The sequence below is a fragment of the Bradyrhizobium sp. WBOS08 genome (genome assembly GCF_024585125.1).
Taxonomy (GTDB): domain Bacteria; phylum Pseudomonadota; class Alphaproteobacteria; order Rhizobiales; family Xanthobacteraceae; genus Bradyrhizobium; species Bradyrhizobium japonicum_B.
In genome coordinates, this window is the sequence record NZ_CP028988.1 from 5,259,028 (window position 1) to 5,279,404 (window position 20,377).

Sequence of the window (20,377 nt, forward strand, 5' to 3'; positions counted from 1 at the left end):
ACACGAGGTGCGGCACCGACAGATCCAAGCCACTTCCACAGCAAAACAATAACGGGCTAAGCTCGCCCAACAAGAACAACAGGAAACGCCAATCGTGTACGACTTCATCATCGTCGGCGGCGGCTCGGCGGGGTCCGTGCTGGCGCACCGGCTCTCGGCCAGAAGCGCCAACAGGGTCCTGCTGTGCGAGGCCGGACAGGACACGCCGCCCGGCAACGAGCCGGCCGAAATTCGGGACAGCTATCCGGGCACCGCCTATTTCGATCCGCGCTTCCACTGGACCGAGCTCAAGGTTACGACTCAGGTCGTCAGCCACAACAATCCGAACGAGGCGCGGCCTCCCTTGCGCAAATACGAGCAGGCGCGCGTGCTCGGCGGCGGCTCCTCGATCAACGGCCAGATGGCCAATCGCGGCGCACCGACCGATTACGACGAATGGGACGCGCGCGGCGCAGAAGGGTGGACGTGGAACGAGGTGCTGCCCTTCTTCAAGAAGGTCGAGCGCGACCTCGATTTCGACGGTCCCTATCACGGCAAGGACGGCAAGATCCCGGTTCGCCGCATCCCCAGGGAGCACTGGACCAGGCACTCCCAGGCATTCGCCGAGGCCTTCCAGCAGGCCGGCCATCAGTTCCTGCCGGACCAGAACGGCGAGTTCGTCGACGGCTTTTTCCCGGTGACGCACTCCAACCAGGCTGAGCAGCGCGTCTCGGCCGCGATGGGTTATCTCGATCGCGATACCCGCAAGCGCACCAATCTCACGATCTCCACCAACACGCAGGTGCGCGAGCTATTGTTCGAAGGCACGCAATGCGTCGGCGTGAAGGCCGTCGTCGGCGGACGAGAGCAGGAGTTCCGCGGACGCGAGATCATCCTGTCCAGCGGGGCCATCCATTCGCCTGCGCATCTGCTGCGTGCCGGCATCGGGCCGGTCGGCCATCTCAAGGACTTGGGCATTCCGGTGCTGATGGGACTGCCGGGCGTCGGCCAGCGCCTGATGGATCATCCCTCGATCTCGCTGTCCTCCTTCGTTCGCCGCGGTGCGCGCATGAACGAGCACACCAGGCGCCACATGCAGCTGGGCCTGCGCTACTCCTCCGGTCTTGCCGGTGTGCCGAAGGGCGACATGTTCGTCGTCCTGCTCTCCAAGTCGGCCTGGCACGCGGTCGGTGAGCAGATCGGCTCGCTGCTGACCTTCGTCAACAAGACCTATTCGGAGACCGGACAGGTCAAGCTCGCCTCGCGCGATCCCTCCGCGGAGCCGATCGTCGAGTTCAACCTGTTGTCCGACCGGCGCGATCTCGATCGCCTGATGAGCGGCTTTCGCAAGATGGCGGCGATCCAGATGAGCGACGTCGTCAGGAAGGTGACGGACAAGCCGTTTCCGGCCGCCTACACCGACAAGGTGCGCAAGATCGGCGTGGTCAACACAAAGAACAAGATCCTCACCGCGATCGCCGCAGCGCTGATGGACGGGCCGGCGGCGCTGCGCCACTACATGATCGACAATTTCGTGGTCGAAGGCTTCACCTTCGATCAGGTCATGAATGACGACGATGCGCTGGAGGCCTTCGTGCGCAAGGCCACCATCGGCGTCTGGCACGCCTCCTGTTCATGCCGCATGGGCCGTGTGGACGACCCGATGGCGGTGGTCGACAACCAGGGCCGCGTCAAGGGCGTCCAGGGCCTGCGCGTCGTCGACGCCTCGATCTTCCCGGTGGTGCCGTGCGCCAACACCAATTTTCCGGTGTTGATGTCGGCGGAGAAGATCGCGGCTGCGATCATGCAGCCCGGTTGAGTCCATGCGCTTGCGCGGCTTTGGCGCGATAAAGATAACCTAAGTTAAAGGGCGTAAGTAAAAGGCATTTTCTGCCGCCCTTTGGGCCCATTTCGGACAAACCAATATTGGTTTCTCCGCAGCGGGGCAGGACCCTCCAACCAAGAGTCCTGCAATGATCAAGCAAGTTGTTTCTGCGTGCGTCGTCGTTATAGCCATGTCCGCCGCTGCCGAGGCGCGGCCCTATCGCATCCTCCAGGCGCCCGAATGCAACGTCACCATGCCCTGCGATTTCTCGCACTCGCAGGTGCGTCGCGAGCGGGCTCCCGGGGTTTCAATCCGGAGAGCTTCATTGCCGAAGGCTTCATTGCAGGCCTATCGCTCGATGCAAATGACCGTGACCGATGCCGGCAACGCCGCCACGACGATCTCCGGCGAGCGCGTCGTCGGGGGGCGCCCGGCCGGCTGCCCGTCGTCCTTCTGCGGTTGCGGCGCGTCCTTGCGCGTGTTCGGCCGCGTCGTGCCGGAACTGAATCTTGCGTCCAACTGGCTGCGCTTTCCGCGCGCGGCCCCGGCGCCGGGAATGGTCGCGGCGCGCCGCGGCCATGTCTTCGTTCTGGAGCAGCATCTCGGTGGCGACATGTGGATGGCGTACGATGCCAATTCCGGCGGGCGCGCCACGCGAATCCACGCGCGCTCGCTGCGGGGCTACACGGTCGTCAATCCGCGCGGCTGAGACGACGGCGGAGGTGCGCGGCGTTCATCGCAGCCGCAGCACCTTGCCGGGGTTCATGATGTTCTGGGGATCGAGTGCGCGCTTGATGGTGCGCATGATGTCGAGCTCGGTCTTGGAACGGTAGTGGCTGAGCTCGTCCAGCTTGTCGATGCCGATGCCGTGCTCGGCCGAGATCGAGCCGTCCATGGAGGTGATGAGGTCGTTCACCGCCCGCGTGATGGCGGCCTTGTATTGCGTCAGCGTCTGCTGGTCCATGCCCACCGGCGCCATGAACGAGAAGTGCAGATTGCCGTCGCCGATGTGCCCCAAAGGATAGGGCCGGATGGTCGGGAGAATGTCGAGCACGGCCTTGAGCCCGAGATCGATGAACTCTGGAATCCGGGAGATCGCCACCGAGATGTCGTAGCTCAGCCCAGGCCCCTCGGCGCGCGAGGCCTCGGCGACGCTTTCCCTGATGCGCCACATGTTCTGCGATTGCTGTCCGGTCTGGGCGACGACCGCGTCGATCACGCGTCCGGCCTCGAGTTGATCGGCGAGAAACTGCTCCATCTTTTCGGCGATGCCGCCGGTCCCGTCCTGCCGCGCCCGCGCCGACGACCATTCCAGCAGCAGGTACCATGGCGTGTCCGCCTTGAGCGGATCCTGCGTGCCGGGAATGTGGCGAAGCACCATGTCGACGGCGGCGCGGCTCATCAGCTCGCAGGAGCCGACATTGTCCTCGGATGCGCTGTGGGCCTCCGACAGGATCTCCAGCGCCGCGCGCGGATCCCGGATCGCCAGCCACGCCGTGCAGACGTCCTTCGGCGCCGGCCACAGCTTGAGCACGGCCTTGGTGATGATGCCGAGCGTTCCTTCGGCGCCCATGAAGAGGTGCTTGAGGTCGTAGCCCGTATTGTCCTTCTTGAGCGCGCGCAAGCCGTCCCAGACCTCGCCGCTCGGCAGCACGACCTCGAGACCCAGCACGAGATTGCGGGCATTGCCGTAGCGGAGCACCTGCACGCCGCCGGCGTTGGTCGACAGATTGCCGCCGATCATGCACGAGCCCTGGGCGCCGAGGCTGAGGGGCAGGAACCGGTCGTGCCGGCTTGCGGTCTCCTGCAGGGTCTGCAGCACGCAGCCGGCCTCGACCGTCATGGTGTATCCGGTGGCATCGATGTCCAGCACGCGGTTCATGCGGCCAAGCGACAGCACGATGCCGGTGTGCGCGGGCCAGGGCGTGGCGCCGCCCATCAGGCCGGTGTTTCCACCCTGCGGCACGATCGCGATCCCATGCTCGTGGCAGAGCCGGACCACTTGCGCGACTTCCGCGGTGTTGCCGGGGCGAACCACCGCGCCGGCGTTTCCAGCCAGCAATCCGCGCCAATCCGTCACGAACGGCTGCATGCCGTGCGCGTCCTCGATAAGGCCTTTCTCACCCACGATCGCGCGCAGCGAATCGCGCAATGGGACGGTGAGCGGAACGGTTGGAATGATGGGTTCGGACGACGGACCGGCAACCGGCATTTGTTTCCCCTGGCGCATCTTGATGTGCACTGCGCACGCGGCGTGCGTCAGAGCATTGTCCACGTTTGCGCCGTGGAGTCTAACGGCAAAATGTCTCTCACCCGGGGGGGCCAGACGGGCAGGCCTGCGCAGGCGGCATGGGGCCGTCTTCGGATTTCCCGCTTGATTTGCGCCGCACCGGGCGACCGCGGCGTTCCGCCGGCCGGCACGTCACCTTCGGTATTTCTACGGGGCGATGCTTAGGGTTTAGCGCCAATGTCTGCGACCGGATTCAAGCGACATTAATGATGCCTTCTCGATATGAGACATCCCGGTCCGCTTCGGCTGTTCTTTGCGGATTGCCCGTAAGCGTTGATTAAGAGAGCCATCGTCATATCCCGCCTGTGACGGGCGAGCGCAGGCATCGAAACCCGGCGGCCTCGTCCGGCGATTTCAGGGAAAGGACCGCTGCCGCAACGACGGCAGCCAGGATGAACGACATGCTCCGCCGCGCAATGCTCTGTTTCGCGACAGACCGGAAGGCCAACGTCGCCATCATCTTCGCGCTGACGATGGTTCCTATCATCTTTCTCCTGGGCATGACGCTCGACTACACGCTGGCCTTGCGCAAGCGCGAGCAGCTGAACGCAGCCGCCGATGCGGCCGCGATCGCAGCCGTGCGGCCCGCGATGCTGACGCAGACCGACGAGGCCACCATCCGTAACACGGCGGCTGCCGTCTTCGCTGCAAAGGCGAAACTTCCCGGGCTCGCCGCCGTGCCGACGCCGACGGTCACGGTCACGGATGTCGGTCTGTCGCGGACCATCACGGTGTCCTATGCTGCGGAATCGGTCAACAATTTCCCCGGCGTGCTCGGCAAGCAGACCTGGAAGGTGGCGGGGGCAGCGACGGCGCAGGCGTCCAGCGCCCCCAACATGAACTTCTACCTGTTGCTGGACGATTCGCCGTCGATGGCGCTGGCGGCCACCCAGAAAGACATCGACAACATGGTTCTCGCCACGAAGAACCAGCCCACTTACGCGAAGAATTGCGCATTCGCCTGCCACGAGGCGCATCCCAACAACGCAAATCCCAGCACGACGAACAAGGACAATCTCACGGTCGCGCGTGCGAACAACATCACGTTGCGGATCGATCTCGTGACCAACGCCGTCAAGCAATTGATGGTCGGGCCGTGGACCTGTCCGCAGTCGGGCACCACGGGCGGCGTCATGCAGTGCATGTCGGCGATCAACAACACGACCTACAAGGCCGCCATCTACACCTTCGACTACGCCTTGAATACGATCCAGACGCTGACCACCCCGACCACCGCCGGCACGAAGATCGGCAACATTCAGCTCCTGAAGGTCGACCATCAGAACTGCCCCGTTCTCGACAGCAAGGGCGCCTGCATCTACACGACCGACTACGGCACCGACATCTCGAAGGGGCTGACGGACCTCAATGCCGTCATGCCCAATCCCGGCGACGGTACCGCGAACGGTACGCCGCAGGAAGTGGTCTTCCTTGTCACCGACGGCGTCGAGGACAAGCTGATTCCGAAGACGGGGGGCAGCTGCGATCCCAGTGCCACCTATCCGCTTCCGCAGGCCAACACCTCGACTTTGCGATGCCAGCAGCCGCTCAACACCGCCGTATGCGATACCATCAAGAGTCGGAACATCCGTATCGCGGTCCTCTACACCGAGTATCTGCAACTGCCGAGCGACGGCTGGTACAACGGCCGTATCGCGCAGTTCAACAACCCGACCTCGTCGACGGGCACGATCGCACAACGGTTGAAATCCTGCGCGTCGCCGGGCCTGTACGCAAACGTTCAGAATGGCGGCGACATCAGCAAGGCGCTGACGGACCTGTTCATCAAGGTTGCGTCCAGCACGGCCAGCCTCGTGCAGTAGGAAGAGGCCATGTCCGGATCCCCCGCCACAATGAGGAGACGCCGCGATCGCTGCGCCGGTTTCGCGCGGGATAGCCGGGGCGCTACGGCGGTCGAGTTCGCGCTCGTCGCCGCGCCGTTCCTCGCCCTCGTCATCGCGCTGATCCAGACCTTCCTGGTCTTCTTCGCCCAGCAGACGCTCGAATCCATCGTGCGGCAGTCGGCGCGCCTGGTCATGACCGGGCAGGTCCAGTCCGCGAACATGACCCAGGCCGTCTTCAAGCAGAAGGTCTGCGACCAGATCCTGATCCTGTTCAACTGCAGCGGCATGATGGTCGACATGCAAGTCGCGACCTCGTGGACCTCCGCGAACACGGCGATGCCGACCCTGACCTACGACGGTTCGGGCAAGGTCTCCAACGTCTGGCAATACAACCCAGGCCAGCCCGGCGATATCGTCGTGCTCCGCATCATGTACGAGTGGCCGGTCGTCCTCGGTCCGCTCGGTTTCAACCTGTCGAACCTTAGCAACGGCAACCGGCTGATCATGTCGTCCGCCGCGTTCCAGAACGAGCCATGAGCCACCTGATGATCTCCGCCCTGTCGTCCCGCGCCCGTCACCTGTTGACCGATGTCCGCGCCGTTGCAGCGACCGAGTTCGCCATCGTGACGCCGTTCATGCTGTTGCTCTACATCGGCGGCGTCGAGCTCGGCACCGCGCTCTCCATGAACGTCAAGGTCAGCGCGACCGCCCACAGTGTTGCCGACATGATCACGCAGAACACGTCCGTTAGCCCGAGCCAAATGGACGGTATCCTCGCGGCTGCGACCGCCATCATGGCGCCGTATCCCATCAAGAATGGCAGCACCTCCTTGATGACGATTACCGTCTCGGAAGTCTCGACCGACAGCAGCGGCAACGCAACGGTACAATGGAGCAAGTCGACCAGCGCGTCGGGCGCGAGAACGCCGGGGACCGCCATGACCTTGTCGTCCTTTACCGCACCGGGCGGCACCACCAACGCCAACATCTCGCTCATCCTGAGCGAAGTGTCCTACGACTACACGCCCAATCTCGGCTTCACCATCGCGGGCACCGTCAAGCTGTCCGACAGCTATTACCTGTTTCCGCGCTGCTCGACCAACGGCCCCGGCGGCTCCTCCAGCCCGCCTTATTACGACGTGAAGTATTCCACGACTTATCCGACATCGACCACCTGCACCTGCGTCCAGCATTTGCAGCAGAAGACCTGCTAGTCCCGCGCGAGCGGGCAGGGCTATCGTATTTCGGAGCGGGTTTTGGCTTGCGACCGTCCGTCGAGACGCTTGCCGCTGGTAGGCCTTCGGTATGAAGACCGCGTGCGCGGCACAGGCTTCGACGAACCCGGATACTGCCCCACCTGATCCTGGGCAGACCGCCACCGGAGCGCGGGGCTGGTCTACAGCCACCCGCATTGCCTTACGACATCGAAGCGGGCATTGATTGCGAGGAACGACGCCCCGACGCGCTCGACGCATTCACCCCGTGGATTTCTTGCAATGACCGGGCCCAAGGACAAAGAAGGCGAGGGGAGTCCCATAGAAGAGCCCAAGGATATTCAGGCCATGACCCAGGCACCTGCCATTAGCCGCTTCCCTGTCCCTGATCTCGCCGACATGCCGGACGACATTCGGGCCCGTATCCTGGCCGTCCAGGAGAAGTCCGGCTTCATTCCGAACGTCTTTCTGGTGCTCGCGCACCGGCCGGACGAGTTTCGCGCGTTCTTCGCCTACCACGACGCGCTCATGGACAAGCCGGGCAACCTCACCAAGGCCGAGCGGGAAATGATCGTGGTTGCGACCAGCAACCTCAATCAATGCCAATATTGCGTCATCGCGCATGGCGCGATCCTGCGCATCCGCGCCAAGGATCCCTTGATCGCCGATCAGGTCGCGGTCAATTACCGCAAGGCGGACATTACAGATCGGCAGAAGGCGATGCTCGACTTCGCCGTCCGCGTCTCGACCGAGGCCTACAAGGTTTCCGAATCCGATTTCGCCACGCTGAAATCGCACGGGTTCACGGAAGAGGACGTCTGGGACATTGCCGCGATCACGGCCTTCTTCGGCCTCTCCAACCGGCTTGCCAACGTCACCAGCATGCGTCCGAACGCGGAGTTCTACGGCATGGGACGCGGCTGACCGGGTCCGCACGTGCACGATCGGGGGCCGCGCGGCTCAGGTGCCGCGGGCGAAGCCGGAAGTCGATCCTGTTCGATCGGCCTCCTGGGAAGCGAAGGGAGAGGTGGAGAGATGACGGATTTCGTAACGCCGCAGCAGATGGCTGAGATGATACCTTCCGGGTGCAAGCTCGGCCTGGCACCGGACGACTACGCCGCGGCTCCGGGATTGGTTCGCTTGCTGATCGAGCGCGGCATCCGCGATCTGCACGTGGTCTGTGCGCCGATCGGCGGCATGCAGGTCGACATGCTCATCGGCGCCGGTGCCGTGGCGACGCTGGAGACGAGCGCCGTCAGTCTCGGCGAAGCGGGCGGCGCGCCGTGTTTCAGCCGGGCCGTCCGCGACGGATCGATCCGTCTCCGCGACGCGACCTGTCCCGCGGTGTTCGCAGGCCTGACGGCCGCCGAGAAGGGCGTTCCGTTCATGCCGATCCGCGGCATCATCGGCAGTGACGTCCTGAAGAAACGGGACGATTGGAAGCTGATGTCCAATCCGTTCGACGACGGCGAGAAGATCGTCGCGGTCTCGGCGATCCGGCCCGACATCGCCTTGTTTCATGCGCCCGAAGCGGATCGGTTCGGCAACGTCCGGCTGGGGCGCCGGCGCGAAGTGATGTTGCTGGCGCACGCCTCGAAGCAGGCCTTCGTGACCGTCGAGCGCATTTCCGAGGTCTCGCTGCTCGAGGACGAGAAGATGGCCGCCGGCGTCCTGCCGGCGATCTACGTCAGCGCGGTGGCAGAGCTGAAGAACGGCGGTTGGCCCACCGGGCTCTACGCCGAATATCCCAGGGACGGGCAGGAGGTCGAGAAGTACGCGCGCGCGGCGCGCTCGCCGGAAGGCTTCCAGGCCTACATCCGGGGTTCGAGGAGCGCGGCATGAGCGAGCCGTGCACCAGCCGCGAGTTGATGATCTACACGATCTCGCGGCTACTGAAAGGCGTGCGGCATGTTGCGGTCGGTCAATCCTCGCCGATGCCAGCGGCGGGAGCCATGCTGCTGCGTGCGCTCAACGAGCGTGACGGACTGGAGCGCCTGCAGGTCTCGATCCTCGGCTCGGTCAAGCACAATTCGTTCACCGGCGGTGCCGAGGAGCTGTTCGATTGCGCCGCGCAGGGACGCTTGGATGCCTTCTTTCTCGGCGGCGGCCAGATCGACGGCCAGGGCAACGTCAATCTCGTCGGCACCGGCGACTATCCGAACAATCCGGTCAGGTGGCCCGGCTCGTTCGGCTCCGCCTACCTCTATTTCCTCGTTCCGCGGGTCATCCTGTTCCGGGAAGAGCACAGCCTGCGCTCCCTGGTGGAGCGCGTCGACTTCGTGTCTGCGCCTGGCGTCACCGACGAGACGGTCTATCGGCGCGGCGGCCCGCACGCGCTGCTGACCAACGCGGCGTTGTTTTCCTTCGAGCGCGAGGCGGGACGCTTTCGCCTCGAGAGCACCCATCCGGGATATGATTGGCGCGACATTCGCGGCACCACGGGCTTCGCGTACGACAACGAGCAATGCGAGGTCACGACGCCGTCGCCGGACGAGGCGACACTCGCCTTGATCCGGGGCCGGATCCGCGAGGAGCTGCGCGAGTGCTATCCGCAGTTCGCAGGGGCTATGCCGGGGCCGGGGTAGAGAAGGATGGCTCGTTGCGGCGGCCAGCGCGCACGCCTCCTCCTTCGAGACGACCGCTTCGCGGTCCCTCAGGATGAGGCTAAGCGGCATAGCTGCTTGTTGGAGCCACAGCCACACACTCCGCCCTCATCCTGAGGGCCCGCCGGAGGCGGGCGTCTCGAAGGATGCGCCGCAGAGCCGGGACACCTCAGCGCTGTCCGTCTCCCGGTGCACGCCGCACCGGGGAAACATACTTGCGCCGCCTTACGCCATCGCCGCTTGCGGCTTCGGTTGCCGCGACAGCGCCAGCACGATCAGGGCGGCGAACACGCAGAGAGCGCCGGCGATGAAGAACGCGGGCAGGTAGCTCTGATAGACCGTTCGCGAGAAGCCTGCCCCGAACGCCGCAGCGCCGGCGCCGAGCTGATGGCCGGCGAAGATCCAGCCGAACACTAGGTTGGCGCGCTCGGGGCCGAACTTCTGCGCGGTGAGCCGCACCGTGGGCGGCACCGTCGCGATCCAGTCGAGCCCGTAGAACAGCGCGAACAGCGAGAGGCCGTAGAACGAGAAATCGCTGAAGGGCAGGAAGATCAGCGAGAGCCCGCGCAGGCCGTAATACCAGAACAGCAGATGGCGGTTGTCGTAGCGGTCCGACAGCCAGCCCGACATGATGGTGCCGAAGAAGTCGAAGATGCCCATCGCGGCGAGCAGGCTGGCGGCCTGCACCTGCGGGATGCCGAAATCGAGGCACATCGGGATCAGGTGCACCTGGACCAGGCCGTTGGTCGAGGCGCCGCAGACGAAGAAGGTCGCAAACAGGATCCAGAACGCCGTCGACTTCGAGGCGTCGGCCAGCGTGCCGAGCGCCACCGCCGTGATCGAGCCGTGGCTGACGGGCGGCGCGGGCAGGGGTTCGGTGCCTTCGTCGCCGAACGGGCGCTGGCCGACATCGCTCGGCCGGTCGCGCATTGCGAGCAGGACGGCCAGTGCGGAAACGCCGAGCATGATGCAGACGAAGCCGAGCGCGAGCCGCCAGCCGTAGCGTTCGGTGAGGCTCGCGAGCAGCGGCAGGAACACGAGCTGGCCGGTGGCGACGCTCGCGGTCATGATGCCGACCACGAGGCCGCGTCTTGCCGCGAACCAGCGCGTCGCGATCGTCGCGCCCAGCACCAAGGCGGTCATGCCGGTGCCGATCCCGATCACGACGCCCCAGAGCGCGATGAGCTGCCAGACCTCGGTCATGCCGAGCGAGGCGACGAGGGCCGAGACGACGATCAGCTGCGCAACCAGCGTGACGTTGCGCAGGCCATAGCGGTTGAGCAGGGCGGCCGCGAACGGCGCCATCAGTCCGAACAGGATGAAGCGGATCGACAGCGCCGAGGAGATTTCCGCCGTGCTCCAGCCGAACTCCTTCTGCAGCGGAACGATGAACACGCCGGGCGCGCCGACCGTGCCGGCGCTGATCAGCGCGGCAAGGAAGGTGACGCCGACCATTACCCAGCCGTAATGGATGTTGCGGCGGGACAGTGCTGCCGCGAGCCAGTTCGAGATCATCGGGCCTCAATCATGGTTGTCGAGCCCATGGGGACCCGCATCATCGTTGCAATCTGGCACAGGCGAGGAAAGTCTGAAATGCCAGACTTCCCTCAATTTCAGACATCGAGGTCAGCGGGCCGGCCGCTCGACGGCGATGGCCGTGGCTTCGCCGCCGCCGATGCACAGCGCGGCGACGCCGCGCCTAAGGTTCTGCGCCTCCAGCGCATGCAGCAGCGTCACGATCAACCGCGCACCGGTGGCGCCGATGGGGTGGCCGAGCGCGCAGGCGCCGCCGTTGACGTTCAGCTTGTCGCGGGGAATGCCGAGATCGCGCTGCGCCGCCATCGCGACCACGGCGAAGGCCTCGTTGATCTCGAACAGGTCGACATCGGAGGCAGCCCAGCCGACCTTGTCCAGCAGCTTGCGGATCGCCGGGATCGGCGCCGTGGTGAACCATTGCGGCTCCTGGCTGTGGGTGGCGTGGCCCCTGATCTCGGCGAGAACCGGCAAGCCGTTCCGATCGGCAAGCGAGCGTTTCGTCAGCACCAGCGCCGCGGCACCGTCGGCATTGGCGGAGGAGGCCGCCGGCGTGATGGTGCCGTTGGCGCGGAATGCAGGCTTGAGGCCCGGAATCTTGCCGGGGTCGACCTTCAACGGATGCTCGTCATTGGCGACGATGCGGGGACCAGCCTTCTCGCTCAGCGTGATCGGCGCGATCTCGGCCTTGAACGCGCCGCCCTCGACCGCCTTGCGGGCGCGGGTGAGCGTCTCCATGGCGTAGGCGTCCTGATCCTTGCGGGTGAACTGGTAGGTCTCCGCGGTGGCCTCGCCGAAATCGCCCATGGAACGGCCGGTCTCGTAGGCATCCTCCAGGCCGTCCATCATCATGTGATCGATGATGCGGTCATGGCCGACGCGATAGCCGCCGCGCGCCTTTGCGAGGAGATATGGCGCGTTGCTCATGCTCTCCATGCCGCCGGAGACGACGATGTCGGCCGAGCCGGCGCGGATGATGTCGTGCGCCAGCATGGTCGCCTTCATGCCGGAGCCGCAGACCTTGTTGACGGTGGTGGCACCGGTGGCATCGGGCAAACCGGCGCTGCGGGCTGCCTGCCGCGCCGGCGCCTGGCCTTGTCCCGCCGGCAGCACGCAGCCCATGAAGACCTCGTCGACCTTCTCCGGCGCGAGCCTGGCGCGCTCCAGCGCCGCCCCGATCACGTGCGAGCCGAGCTTGTGTGCGGCAAGCGGCGATAATTCGCCCATGAAGCGGCCGAGCGGGGTACGGGCGGCGGAGACGATGACGACGGGATCGGCGGCTTCGGCCATGACGGAACTCCCTGGCGATGGCGTGTAAGATTATGGTCATCATATGATGCGGCGCAAAAAATGCAACCGCGGCCGGGATGAGAAAATGTCGTGATGAGGATGAGATTTGGTCGTTCGAGTAAGGGAATGCTTCTTCACGGCACGCTGTCATCACTCGCGAAGGCGGGTGATCCAGTATTCCAGAGGCGGTGCGGCTAGAACCGAGAAGCCGCGGCGTACTGGATGCCCCGCCCCCCGTGCGCAATTGCGCACTCGGCGGGGCATGACACCGTCTTTGGTGCGCCTACCGCTTTCGGTTGACAAAGGCGCCCATCAGCCGCGTCGGCTCGTCGGTCAGGAACGACTGCCCGAACACCTTCACGCTCAGGTTCACTGATTCCGTCAGCGGCAGCTCCTCCCATTGCCGCAGCAGCGCCTTCTGCGACCGCAGCGCCTCCGGGCCGCATTCAAGCAATGCCTTCACGAGGTGCTCGAGCTCGGCATCGAGCCCGCCCTCCGGCGCGACCTTGTCGACGAGGCCCCAGGCCAGCGCTGTGGCTGCGTCGATATTCTCCGCCGTCATCACCAGCCAGCGCGCGCGAGCCCAGCCGATCAGGCGCGGCAGCAGGGCCGCATGGATCACCGAGGGGATGCCGACACGCACCTCCGGCATGCCGAAATGCGCGTCATGCGCCGCGATCCGGAAGTCGCAGGCCGCCGCCACTTCCAGTCCGCCGCCGAGGCACCAGCCGGGCATCCGCGCGATGACCGGGGCGGGAAAGGCGCGTACGGCCTCGCAGAGATCGCGCAGGCGGCTGATGAAGGCCTCGGCCGACGCCTGGTCGAGTTTTGCCATCTCCTTGATGTCGGCGCCGCCGATCATGCTCCTCTCGCTCTGCCCGCGCAGCACCACGACGCGGATGCTGCGGTCGGAGCCGAGCTGCTGCAAGCCCTCGCGCACGGCGTCGGTCACCGGCGAGCCGAGAATGTTGAGCGGGCCGGCGTTGCAGATCGCGACATGGACGACGCCGCGCGCATCGCGCGTTACGCCGCAATGGTGGTTGAGCATTTCCATCGTGGGATTCCGGTCGGCTTTGGTGGCGCGCACAAGGCGCAGCGGTCGGTGTCACTTCCGGGCCGAAATCCCCGGCTTGTCAAGTCGCCAGTTGCCAGCGCGAAGTCCGCGAAGTAGTATGACGTTCATCATTCAAAGAGGCGTCCATGACCCCTAGCGATCAACTCGACCTGTTTTCGCCGGCGCAGCGGCGTGAGCGTGTGGTAGACTGGCAGGTGCCTGCGCCGGTGGCGAGAGCGGCCATGGCGCTGTCCGGCATGGATGCCATGCTTGGCATTCGCGACGGCCGGCTGCCGCCGCCGCCTTTCGCGAAGCTGATCGGCTTCACCATGGCCGTGGTCGAGCCAGGTCGGATCGTCATGGAACTGGAGCCGCGCGAGGATCTCGAGAACACCATCGGCCTCATCCACGGCGCGACCGCCGCGGCGCTGCTCGATACCGCCATGGGCTGTGCGATTTCGACCCGGCTCGAGGCCGGCCAGAGCTCGGTGACCCTGGATTTGAAGCTGGCGTTCCTGCGTCCGCTCTCGGTCCGTTCCGGGCTGATCTCGGCCGAAGGCAAGGTGATCAAGCTGGGGCGGCAGACCAGCTACACCGAAGGCTTCGTCCGCGACGGCAAGGGCGCCCTCGCGGTGCATGCAACTGCAACCTTTTCCATGATCGGCAGCAACTTAACATGAATTAATGCAGCCATTTCGGCCTCCGCGTGTTATGAAATGATTTCCGACATTCAATGAGACCCGCATGCGCTATTCCCGGGAACACAAGCAGGAAACCCACGACCGCATCGTCAGGAAGGCTTCCGTGCGGCTGCGCGAGAAGGGCGCCCACGGCATCGGCGTCGCCGACCTGATGAAGGAGGCCGGCCTGACCCATGGCGGCTTCTACGCGCATTTCGATTCCCGCGAGGCGCTGGTGATCGAGGCGTTCGGTTATGCGATGGACCGCTCGATGGAACACTGGCGCAAGATCACCGACGAGGTGTCGCCGGAGAAGCGGCTGGCGCTGATCGCGGAGGCCTATCTCTCGGCGCTGCATCGCGACAATCCCGGCCATGGCTGCTCGATTCCCGCCCTCGGTGCCGAGATCGCCCGCGAGAGCCCGAAGGCGCGCAAGGCCTTTGCCGGCAAGCTCGACGAGATGATCGAGCTGTTGGCGGACTACATCCCGAACCTGCCGCGCAAGGCCGCACGCAAGCAGGCGATCGCGACGCTGGCGACGATGGCCGGCACCATGCTGCTCGCGCGTATCGCGGGGTCGAGCGAACTGTCCGACGAGGTGTTGAAGGCCGGCCGGGACGTCGCGCTGGAGGGCGCGAAGCGTGAGCCGACGAAGCCCGCAACGGTCAGGAAGACGAAGAACTAGGCGAGGTGCCGTAGGACCTCCTACCCGTGGTCAAGGGGAGATCGCCCTTGAGCGATATGGTAGCGCCGTGCTCGATGCAGTCCAGGACGCGTTGCGCCGGCGTTGCCGGTGCCTTCGGCATCCTGGACAGCATCTGGGGGCGCGGTTCCTACGTCGGTGCTCAAGGCACAGGTGGGCAAGGCTGCTCCCGGCGGATCGGCCCGCACGGCCAGTCTACTCCAAAAGGCCGTCTCGAACCTCTCAAGGGTACAGGGTGGGCAAAGGCGCACAGCGCCGTGCCCACGATCTCTCTCCATGGTCGGCGTTAACGTGGGCACGCTTCGCTTTGCCCACCCTACGCGATCGTGCTACCGCCCCGCGAATAGCGCCCGCTCGCGCTCGACGATCTCGCCGATGTAATCCGCAACCGCGCGGATGCGCGCCAGATCCTTGCTGTCGGCGTGCATCAGCATCCAGAACGTGCGCGTGATCGAGATCTCATCGGGCAGCACCGGAACCAGTTGCGGATAGTCGGTCGCCATGAAGTGGGGCAGCACCGCGATGCCGAAACCGGAGAGCGTGGCATTGAGCTGCGCGATCAGATTGGCGCTGCGGAAGCGCGCGGATATCCGCGGCGACACCTGCGGCAGATAATCGAGCTCCGGCGTGAACAGGAGCTCCTCGATGTAGCCGACGAAGCGGTGCTGCGGCAGCACCTCGCGCGAGGTGATCTTTGGAAAGCGGTCGAGATAGGCGGGCGCGGCATAGAGGCCGAGGCGGTAGTCGAGCAACTTGCGGCCGACGATGCGGCCTTCCTTCGGCATGGTCAGACTGATGGCGATATCCGCCTCGCGCTTGGAGAGGCTGAATAGCCGCGCGGTCGCCACCAATTGCAGGTCGAGATCGGGATAACGGTCGGCGAACGGCGTCAGCCGCGGCGCCAGGAAGGCGGTGCCGAAGCCGTCGGGTGCCCCGATCCGCACCGTGCCGGTCAGCCGCGCCACCGAGCCGCCGACCTGCTCCTGGTTGGCGACGATGGTGGATTCCATGGCTTCGGCGCTGTCGGCGACGCGCTGGCCGGCCTCGGTGAGGAGATAGCCGGTCTTGCGCCGGTCGAACAGCTTGGCCGACAAGTGCCTTTCCAGCCGGTCGACCCGGCGGATCACCGTGGCATGGTCGACGCCCAGCTGTTTGGCCGCAGCCGAGACCGATCCGCCTCGCACGATGGCCAGCACGAAGCGAAAGTCGTCCCAGTCGATAGCGCCTTGATCCAGCATTTTCGCACATCTATGGTGCATTATCTCAGACTTGAATCCTATAAAATGCAGGTCAATAGGATTTGTCAAAGCGCTCAGGCTCGGACCTCAGGAGATCATTCCATGCGTTCAATCGGACATTTCATCGGTGGCAAGGAGGTCAAGGGCACCTCTGGCCGCACCGCCGACGTTTTCGAGCCGATGACCGGTGACGTTCAGGCCAAGGTGGCGCTGGCGTCCAAGGCCGAGGTCCGCGCCGCCGTCGAGAACGCGCGCGCCGCGCAGCCCGAATGGGCCGCCACCAACCCGCAGCGCCGCGCCCGCGTCATGATGAAGTTCCTCGAGCTGGTGCAGCGCGACTACGACAAGCTCGCCGAGCTGCTGGCCCGCGAGCACGGCAAGACCGTGCCGGACGCCAAGGGCGACATCCAGCGTGGCCTCGAGGTCGCGGAGTTCGCCTGCGGCATCCCGCATCTGATGAAGGGCGAATACACGGAAGGAGCGGGTCCCGGCATCGACATCTACTCGATGCGCCAGCCGCTCGGCGTCGTCGCCGGCATCACCCCGTTCAACTTCCCGGCGATGATCCCGATGTGGAAGTTCGCGCCGGCGATCGCCTGCGGCAACGCCTTCATCCTCAAGCCGTCGGAGCGCGATCCCGGCGTGCCGATGCTGCTCGCTGAGCTCATGATGGAAGCGGGCCTGCCGGCCGGCATCCTCAACGTCGTCAACGGCGACAAGGACGCCGTCGACGCCATCCTCGACGATCCCGACATCAAGGCCATCGGCTTCGTCGGCTCCACCCCGATCGCGCAGTACATCTATGAGCGCGCCGCGCAGACCGGCAAGCGCTGCCAGTGCTTCGGCGGCGCCAAGAACCATGCCATCATCATGCCCGACGCCGACATGGACCAGGCCGTCGACGCCCTGATCGGCGCCGGCTACGGCTCGGCCGGCGAGCGCTGCATGGCCGTCTCGGTCGCGGTCCCCGTCGGCAAGTCCACTGCCGATCGGCTGATGGAAAAGCTGATCCCGCGCGTCGAGAGCCTCAAGATCGGCACCTCGATCGATCCTTCCGCCGATTACGGTCCGCTGGTCACGCGCGAGGCGGTCGAGAAGGTCAAGAGCTACATCGACATCGGCATCAAGGAAGGCGCGACGCTCGCGGTCGACGGCCGCGGCTTCAAGATGCAGGGCTACGAGAAGGGCTTCTATCTTGGCGGATCGCTGTTCGACAACGTCACCAAGGACATGCGGATCTACAAGGAAGAGATTTTCGGCCCGGTGCTCTCGGTGGTGCGCGCGCACGATTACAAGGAAGCGCTGGCGCTGCCGTCGGAGCACGACTACGGCAACGGCGTCGCCATCTTCACCCGCGACGGCGATGCCGCGCGCGACTTCGCGGCCAAGGTGAACGTCGGCATGGTCGGCATCAACGTGCCGATCCCGGTTCCGATCGCCTATTACACCTTCGGCGGCTGGAAGAAGTCGGGCTTCGGCGATCTCAATCAGCACGGTCCAGACTCGGTCCGCTTCTACACCAAGACCAAGACGGTGACCTCACGCTGGCCGTCCGGCGTCAAGGAAGGTGCGGAATTCTCGATCCCGCTGATGAAGTAACGCGGCCCGCGTGAACTGCAGCGGCGTCGGGACAACACCTCTCCTTTCGGGAGAGGTCGCGCCGAAGGCGCGGGTGAGGGGCTACGTTCTCTCGTTGGAGCAGCACCCCCTCCCCCGATTTGCTGCGCAAATCGACCTCTCCCCTCCGGGGAGAGGTAACCCTATCCCGGCGGGGGCTTTGAGATGCAGTTCGCTCTGAACGAGGATCAGATCGCGGTTCGCGACATGGCACGCTCGTTTGCGGCGGAAAAGATCGCGCCGCATGCGTTGCGCTGGGACGAGGAGAAGCATTTCCCCGTCGACGTGATGCGCGAGGCAGCCACGCTCGGCATGGGCGGCATCTACATTCGCGACGATGTCGGGGGATCCGCGATGACGCGGTTCGACGCGGCGCTGATCTTCGAGGCGCTGGCGACCGGCTGCCCGACCACCTCGGCCTTCATCTCCATCCACAACATGGCGTCCTGGATGATCGACGCTCACGGCAGCGACACCCAGCGCCACCAATGGCTGCCAAAGCTCTGCACCATGGATCTGATCGCCAGCTACTGCCTGACCGAGCCGGGCGCCGGCTCGGACGCAGCGGCGCTGCGCACCCGCGCGGTGCGCGACGGCGACCATTACGTCCTCAATGGCCAGAAGCAGTTCATCTCCGGCGCCGGCGGCACCGATCTGCTGGTGGCGATGGTGCGGACCGGCGGTGATGGTCCCGGCGGCATCTCGACCCTCGTCATCGACGGCAAGACGCCGGGCGTCTCCTTCGGCGCCAACGAGCGCAAGATGGGCTGGAACGCGCAGCCGACCCGTGCGGTGATGTTCGAGAATGCCCGCGTGCCGGTCGCCAATCGGCTGAGCGAAGAGGGCGTCGGCTTCAAGATTGCGATGGCCGGCCTCGACGGCGGCCGCCTCAACATCACGGCGTGCTCGCTTGGCGGCGCGCAGACCGCGCTCGACAAGGCGCGCGCCTACATGAAGGAACGCAAGGCGTTCGGCAAGCGGCTCGACGAATTCCAGGCGCTGCAATTCCGCCTTGCCGACATGGCGATCGAGCTCGAGGCCGCACGCACCTTCCTGTGGCGCGCTGCGGCCGCGCTCGACCGTAAAGACTCCGATGCCACCATGCTGTGCGCGATGGCCAAGCGGTTCGGCACCGATGTCGGCTTCGAGGTCGCCAACCATGCGCTGCAGCTTCACGGCGGCTACGGTTACCTCAGCGAGTACGGCATCGAGAAGATCGTGCGCGATCTGCGCGTGCACCAGATCCTCGAAGGCACCAACGAAATCATGCGGCTCATCGTGGCGCGCAAACTGATCGAGGGCGCGCGATGAGCGGGGTGGAAGAGGGCGATCTCATCGCCCGCGTCGAGGGGGCGGCCGGCATCATCAGGCTCAATCGTCCGAAGGCGATCAATGCCGTGACGCTGGAGATGTTTCGCGACATCGAGAAGGCGCTCGATCGCTTCGAGGCCGATCCTGAAGTCGCCGTGATCGTGCTGGAAGGTGCCGGCGAGCGCGGGCTCTGCGCCGGCGGGGACATCCGCGCGCTCTGGGAAAGCTCGAAGGTGAACGGCGACCTCGGCAAGATCCTGTGGCGCGAGGAATACATCCTCAACGCCCGGATCAAGAAATTTCCGAAACCGTATGTCGCCTTCATGGACGGCATCGTGATGGGCGGCGGCGTCGGTCTGTCCGCCCATGCCAGCCATCGCGTCGTCACCGATCGTACCAAGCTCGCCATGCCCGAAGTCGGTCTCGGCTTCTTCCCCGATGTCGGCGGCACCTATCTGCTCGCGCATTCGCCGGGCGAGATCGGCACCTATTTCGGGCTGACCGGCCAGACCATGAATGGGCCGGATGCGATCCATGCCAAGTTCGCCGATTGGGTCGTGCCGGCGGTGAAGTTGCCCGAGCTGCGCGAGGCCCTGACGAAGCTACGTTCGGGTGCGACCGCGGCCGATGTGAGCAAGCTCATCACCGGCTTCGCCACCGGCGAGATCGCCGGGCCGGTCGCCGCCAAGGAGCCGGTCATTGATGCCTTGTTCGGCTTCGACCGCATGGAAGACATCCTCGCGGCGCTCGAGCGCGACGGCTCTGAGTTTGCGCAGGCGACGCTGAAGACGCTCAACGAGAAATCGCCGCGCGGCATGGTGGTGACGCTGAAGCTCTTGCGCCTCGCGCGCCAATCGTCGAGCCTGGAAGAGTGCCTGGTGCGAGAGTACCGCGCCGCGCTCGAAGTCTTCCGCAGCGACGATTTCCGTGAGGGCGTCCGCGCCGCCGTGATCGACAAGGACCGCAACCCGACCTGGTCGCCGTCGCGGATCGAGGATGTGACGCCACAGATGCTGGCGCCGTATCTCGCCGAGATCGGCGCCGACGAGTTGAGGTTCAACTAGTGTGCGAATTACCGAATCGATGCGGCAGGAATTCGGACCACCTCTCCCGTAGGGAGAGGTCGGATCGCATCGAAGATGCGATCCGGGTGAGGGGATCAGGTCTCTCAGACGCTGCGGCCCCTCACCCGGATT

The 20,377-nt window shown here is 65.3% G+C and carries 18 protein-coding genes; 13 read left to right on the forward strand and 5 right to left on the reverse strand.

From position 1 onward, the window contains the following. The first annotated feature begins 94 nt into the window (after positions 1-94). Both DCM80_RS24575 and DCM80_RS24580 read left to right on the forward strand, forming a co-directional pair. Positions 95-1,798 (forward strand): GMC family oxidoreductase, encoded by a 1,704-nt coding sequence (locus DCM80_RS24575; protein WP_257194103.1) that lies wholly within the window; start codon positions 95-97, stop codon positions 1,796-1,798. Positions 1,799-2,129: 331 nt separating this feature from the next. After that, complete coding sequence (locus DCM80_RS24580) at positions 2,130-2,513, forward strand: hypothetical protein (RefSeq protein ID WP_306594547.1); 384 nt, start codon at positions 2,130-2,132, stop codon at positions 2,511-2,513. A gap of 24 nt (positions 2,514-2,537) precedes the next feature. Here DCM80_RS24580 and DCM80_RS24585 read toward each other — a convergent pair whose 3' ends face one another. After that, complete coding sequence (locus DCM80_RS24585; protein WP_257194105.1) at positions 2,538-4,016, reverse strand: FAD-binding oxidoreductase; 1,479 nt, start codon at positions 4,014-4,016, stop codon at positions 2,538-2,540. Between the two features lie 479 nt (positions 4,017-4,495). Here DCM80_RS24585 and DCM80_RS24590 point away from each other — a divergent pair, with 479 nt between their 5' ends. From DCM80_RS24590 to DCM80_RS24615, 6 genes are all read left to right on the forward strand, one after another. Then, positions 4,496-5,917: a TadE/TadG family type IV pilus assembly protein gene (locus DCM80_RS24590; RefSeq protein WP_257194106.1), complete on the forward strand. Its 1,422-nt coding sequence runs from the start codon at positions 4,496-4,498 to the stop codon at positions 5,915-5,917. Positions 5,918-5,947: 30 nt separating this feature from the next. Further along, positions 5,948-6,475 (forward strand): TadE/TadG family type IV pilus assembly protein, encoded by a 528-nt coding sequence (locus DCM80_RS24595; protein ID WP_257177854.1) that lies wholly within the window; start codon positions 5,948-5,950, stop codon positions 6,473-6,475. Between the two features lie 8 nt (positions 6,476-6,483). Next, positions 6,484-7,152 carry a TadE/TadG family type IV pilus assembly protein gene (locus tag DCM80_RS24600; protein WP_028135787.1) on the forward strand — a complete coding sequence of 223 codons (669 nt, stop codon included), beginning with the start codon at positions 6,484-6,486 and terminating at the stop codon, positions 7,150-7,152. Positions 7,153-7,500: 348 nt separating this feature from the next. Further along, positions 7,501-8,076 (forward strand): peroxidase-related enzyme, encoded by a 576-nt coding sequence (locus DCM80_RS24605; RefSeq protein ID WP_257177856.1) that lies wholly within the window; start codon positions 7,501-7,503, stop codon positions 8,074-8,076. A 111-nt stretch (positions 8,077-8,187) separates the two neighbouring features. Then, positions 8,188-8,994, forward strand: coding sequence for a CoA transferase subunit A (locus tag DCM80_RS24610; protein ID WP_257194107.1), 807 nt, complete (start codon positions 8,188-8,190; stop codon positions 8,992-8,994). Continuing rightward, positions 8,991-9,737 carry a CoA-transferase gene (locus tag DCM80_RS24615; RefSeq protein WP_257194108.1) on the forward strand — a complete coding sequence of 249 codons (747 nt, stop codon included), beginning with the start codon at positions 8,991-8,993 and terminating at the stop codon, positions 9,735-9,737. Before DCM80_RS24610 ends, DCM80_RS24615 begins: the two co-directional genes overlap by 4 nt. 243 nt (positions 9,738-9,980) lie before the next feature. Here DCM80_RS24615 and DCM80_RS24620 read toward each other — a convergent pair whose 3' ends face one another. From DCM80_RS24620 to DCM80_RS24630, 3 genes are all read right to left on the reverse strand, one after another. Next, positions 9,981-11,270, reverse strand: coding sequence for an MFS transporter (locus DCM80_RS24620; RefSeq protein WP_257194109.1), 1,290 nt, complete (start codon positions 11,268-11,270; stop codon positions 9,981-9,983). Positions 11,271-11,381: 111 nt separating this feature from the next. Beyond that, positions 11,382-12,578, reverse strand: a complete 1,197-nt coding sequence (locus tag DCM80_RS24625) for an acetyl-CoA C-acyltransferase (RefSeq protein ID WP_257194110.1) — start codon at positions 12,576-12,578, stop codon at positions 11,382-11,384. Positions 12,579-12,861: 283 nt separating this feature from the next. Beyond that, positions 12,862-13,632 (reverse strand): enoyl-CoA hydratase, encoded by a 771-nt coding sequence (locus DCM80_RS24630; protein ID WP_257194111.1) that lies wholly within the window; start codon positions 13,630-13,632, stop codon positions 12,862-12,864. A 146-nt stretch (positions 13,633-13,778) separates the two neighbouring features. On the opposite strand from DCM80_RS24630, the gene DCM80_RS24635 reads away from it, so the two are divergent. Both DCM80_RS24635 and DCM80_RS24640 read left to right on the forward strand, forming a co-directional pair. Beyond that, on the forward strand, positions 13,779-14,312 hold the full coding sequence (locus DCM80_RS24635) for a PaaI family thioesterase (RefSeq protein ID WP_257177862.1): 534 nt from the start codon (positions 13,779-13,781) through the stop codon (positions 14,310-14,312). A gap of 64 nt (positions 14,313-14,376) precedes the next feature. Beyond that, positions 14,377-14,997 carry a TetR/AcrR family transcriptional regulator gene (locus DCM80_RS24640; protein WP_257194112.1) on the forward strand — a complete coding sequence of 207 codons (621 nt, stop codon included), beginning with the start codon at positions 14,377-14,379 and terminating at the stop codon, positions 14,995-14,997. Positions 14,998-15,344: 347 nt separating this feature from the next. Here the strand turns inward: DCM80_RS24640 and DCM80_RS24645 are convergent, their stop codons facing one another. Then, positions 15,345-16,253 carry a LysR family transcriptional regulator gene (locus DCM80_RS24645; RefSeq protein WP_257194113.1) on the reverse strand — a complete coding sequence of 303 codons (909 nt, stop codon included), beginning with the start codon at positions 16,251-16,253 and terminating at the stop codon, positions 15,345-15,347. Between the two features lie 102 nt (positions 16,254-16,355). On the opposite strand from DCM80_RS24645, the gene DCM80_RS24650 reads away from it, so the two are divergent. From DCM80_RS24650 to DCM80_RS24660, 3 genes are all read left to right on the forward strand, one after another. Further along, entirely contained in the window at positions 16,356-17,852 is a 1,497-nt protein-coding gene (locus DCM80_RS24650; RefSeq protein ID WP_257194114.1) for a CoA-acylating methylmalonate-semialdehyde dehydrogenase, read from the forward strand. Positions 17,853-18,035: 183 nt separating this feature from the next. Next, positions 18,036-19,181: an isobutyryl-CoA dehydrogenase gene (locus DCM80_RS24655; RefSeq protein WP_257194115.1), complete on the forward strand. Its 1,146-nt coding sequence runs from the start codon at positions 18,036-18,038 to the stop codon at positions 19,179-19,181. Continuing rightward, positions 19,178-20,245, forward strand: coding sequence for an enoyl-CoA hydratase/isomerase family protein (locus DCM80_RS24660; RefSeq protein ID WP_257194116.1), 1,068 nt, complete (start codon positions 19,178-19,180; stop codon positions 20,243-20,245). The genes DCM80_RS24655 and DCM80_RS24660 overlap by 4 nt, the downstream gene beginning before the upstream one ends. The last annotated feature ends 132 nt before the right edge of the window (positions 20,246-20,377 follow it).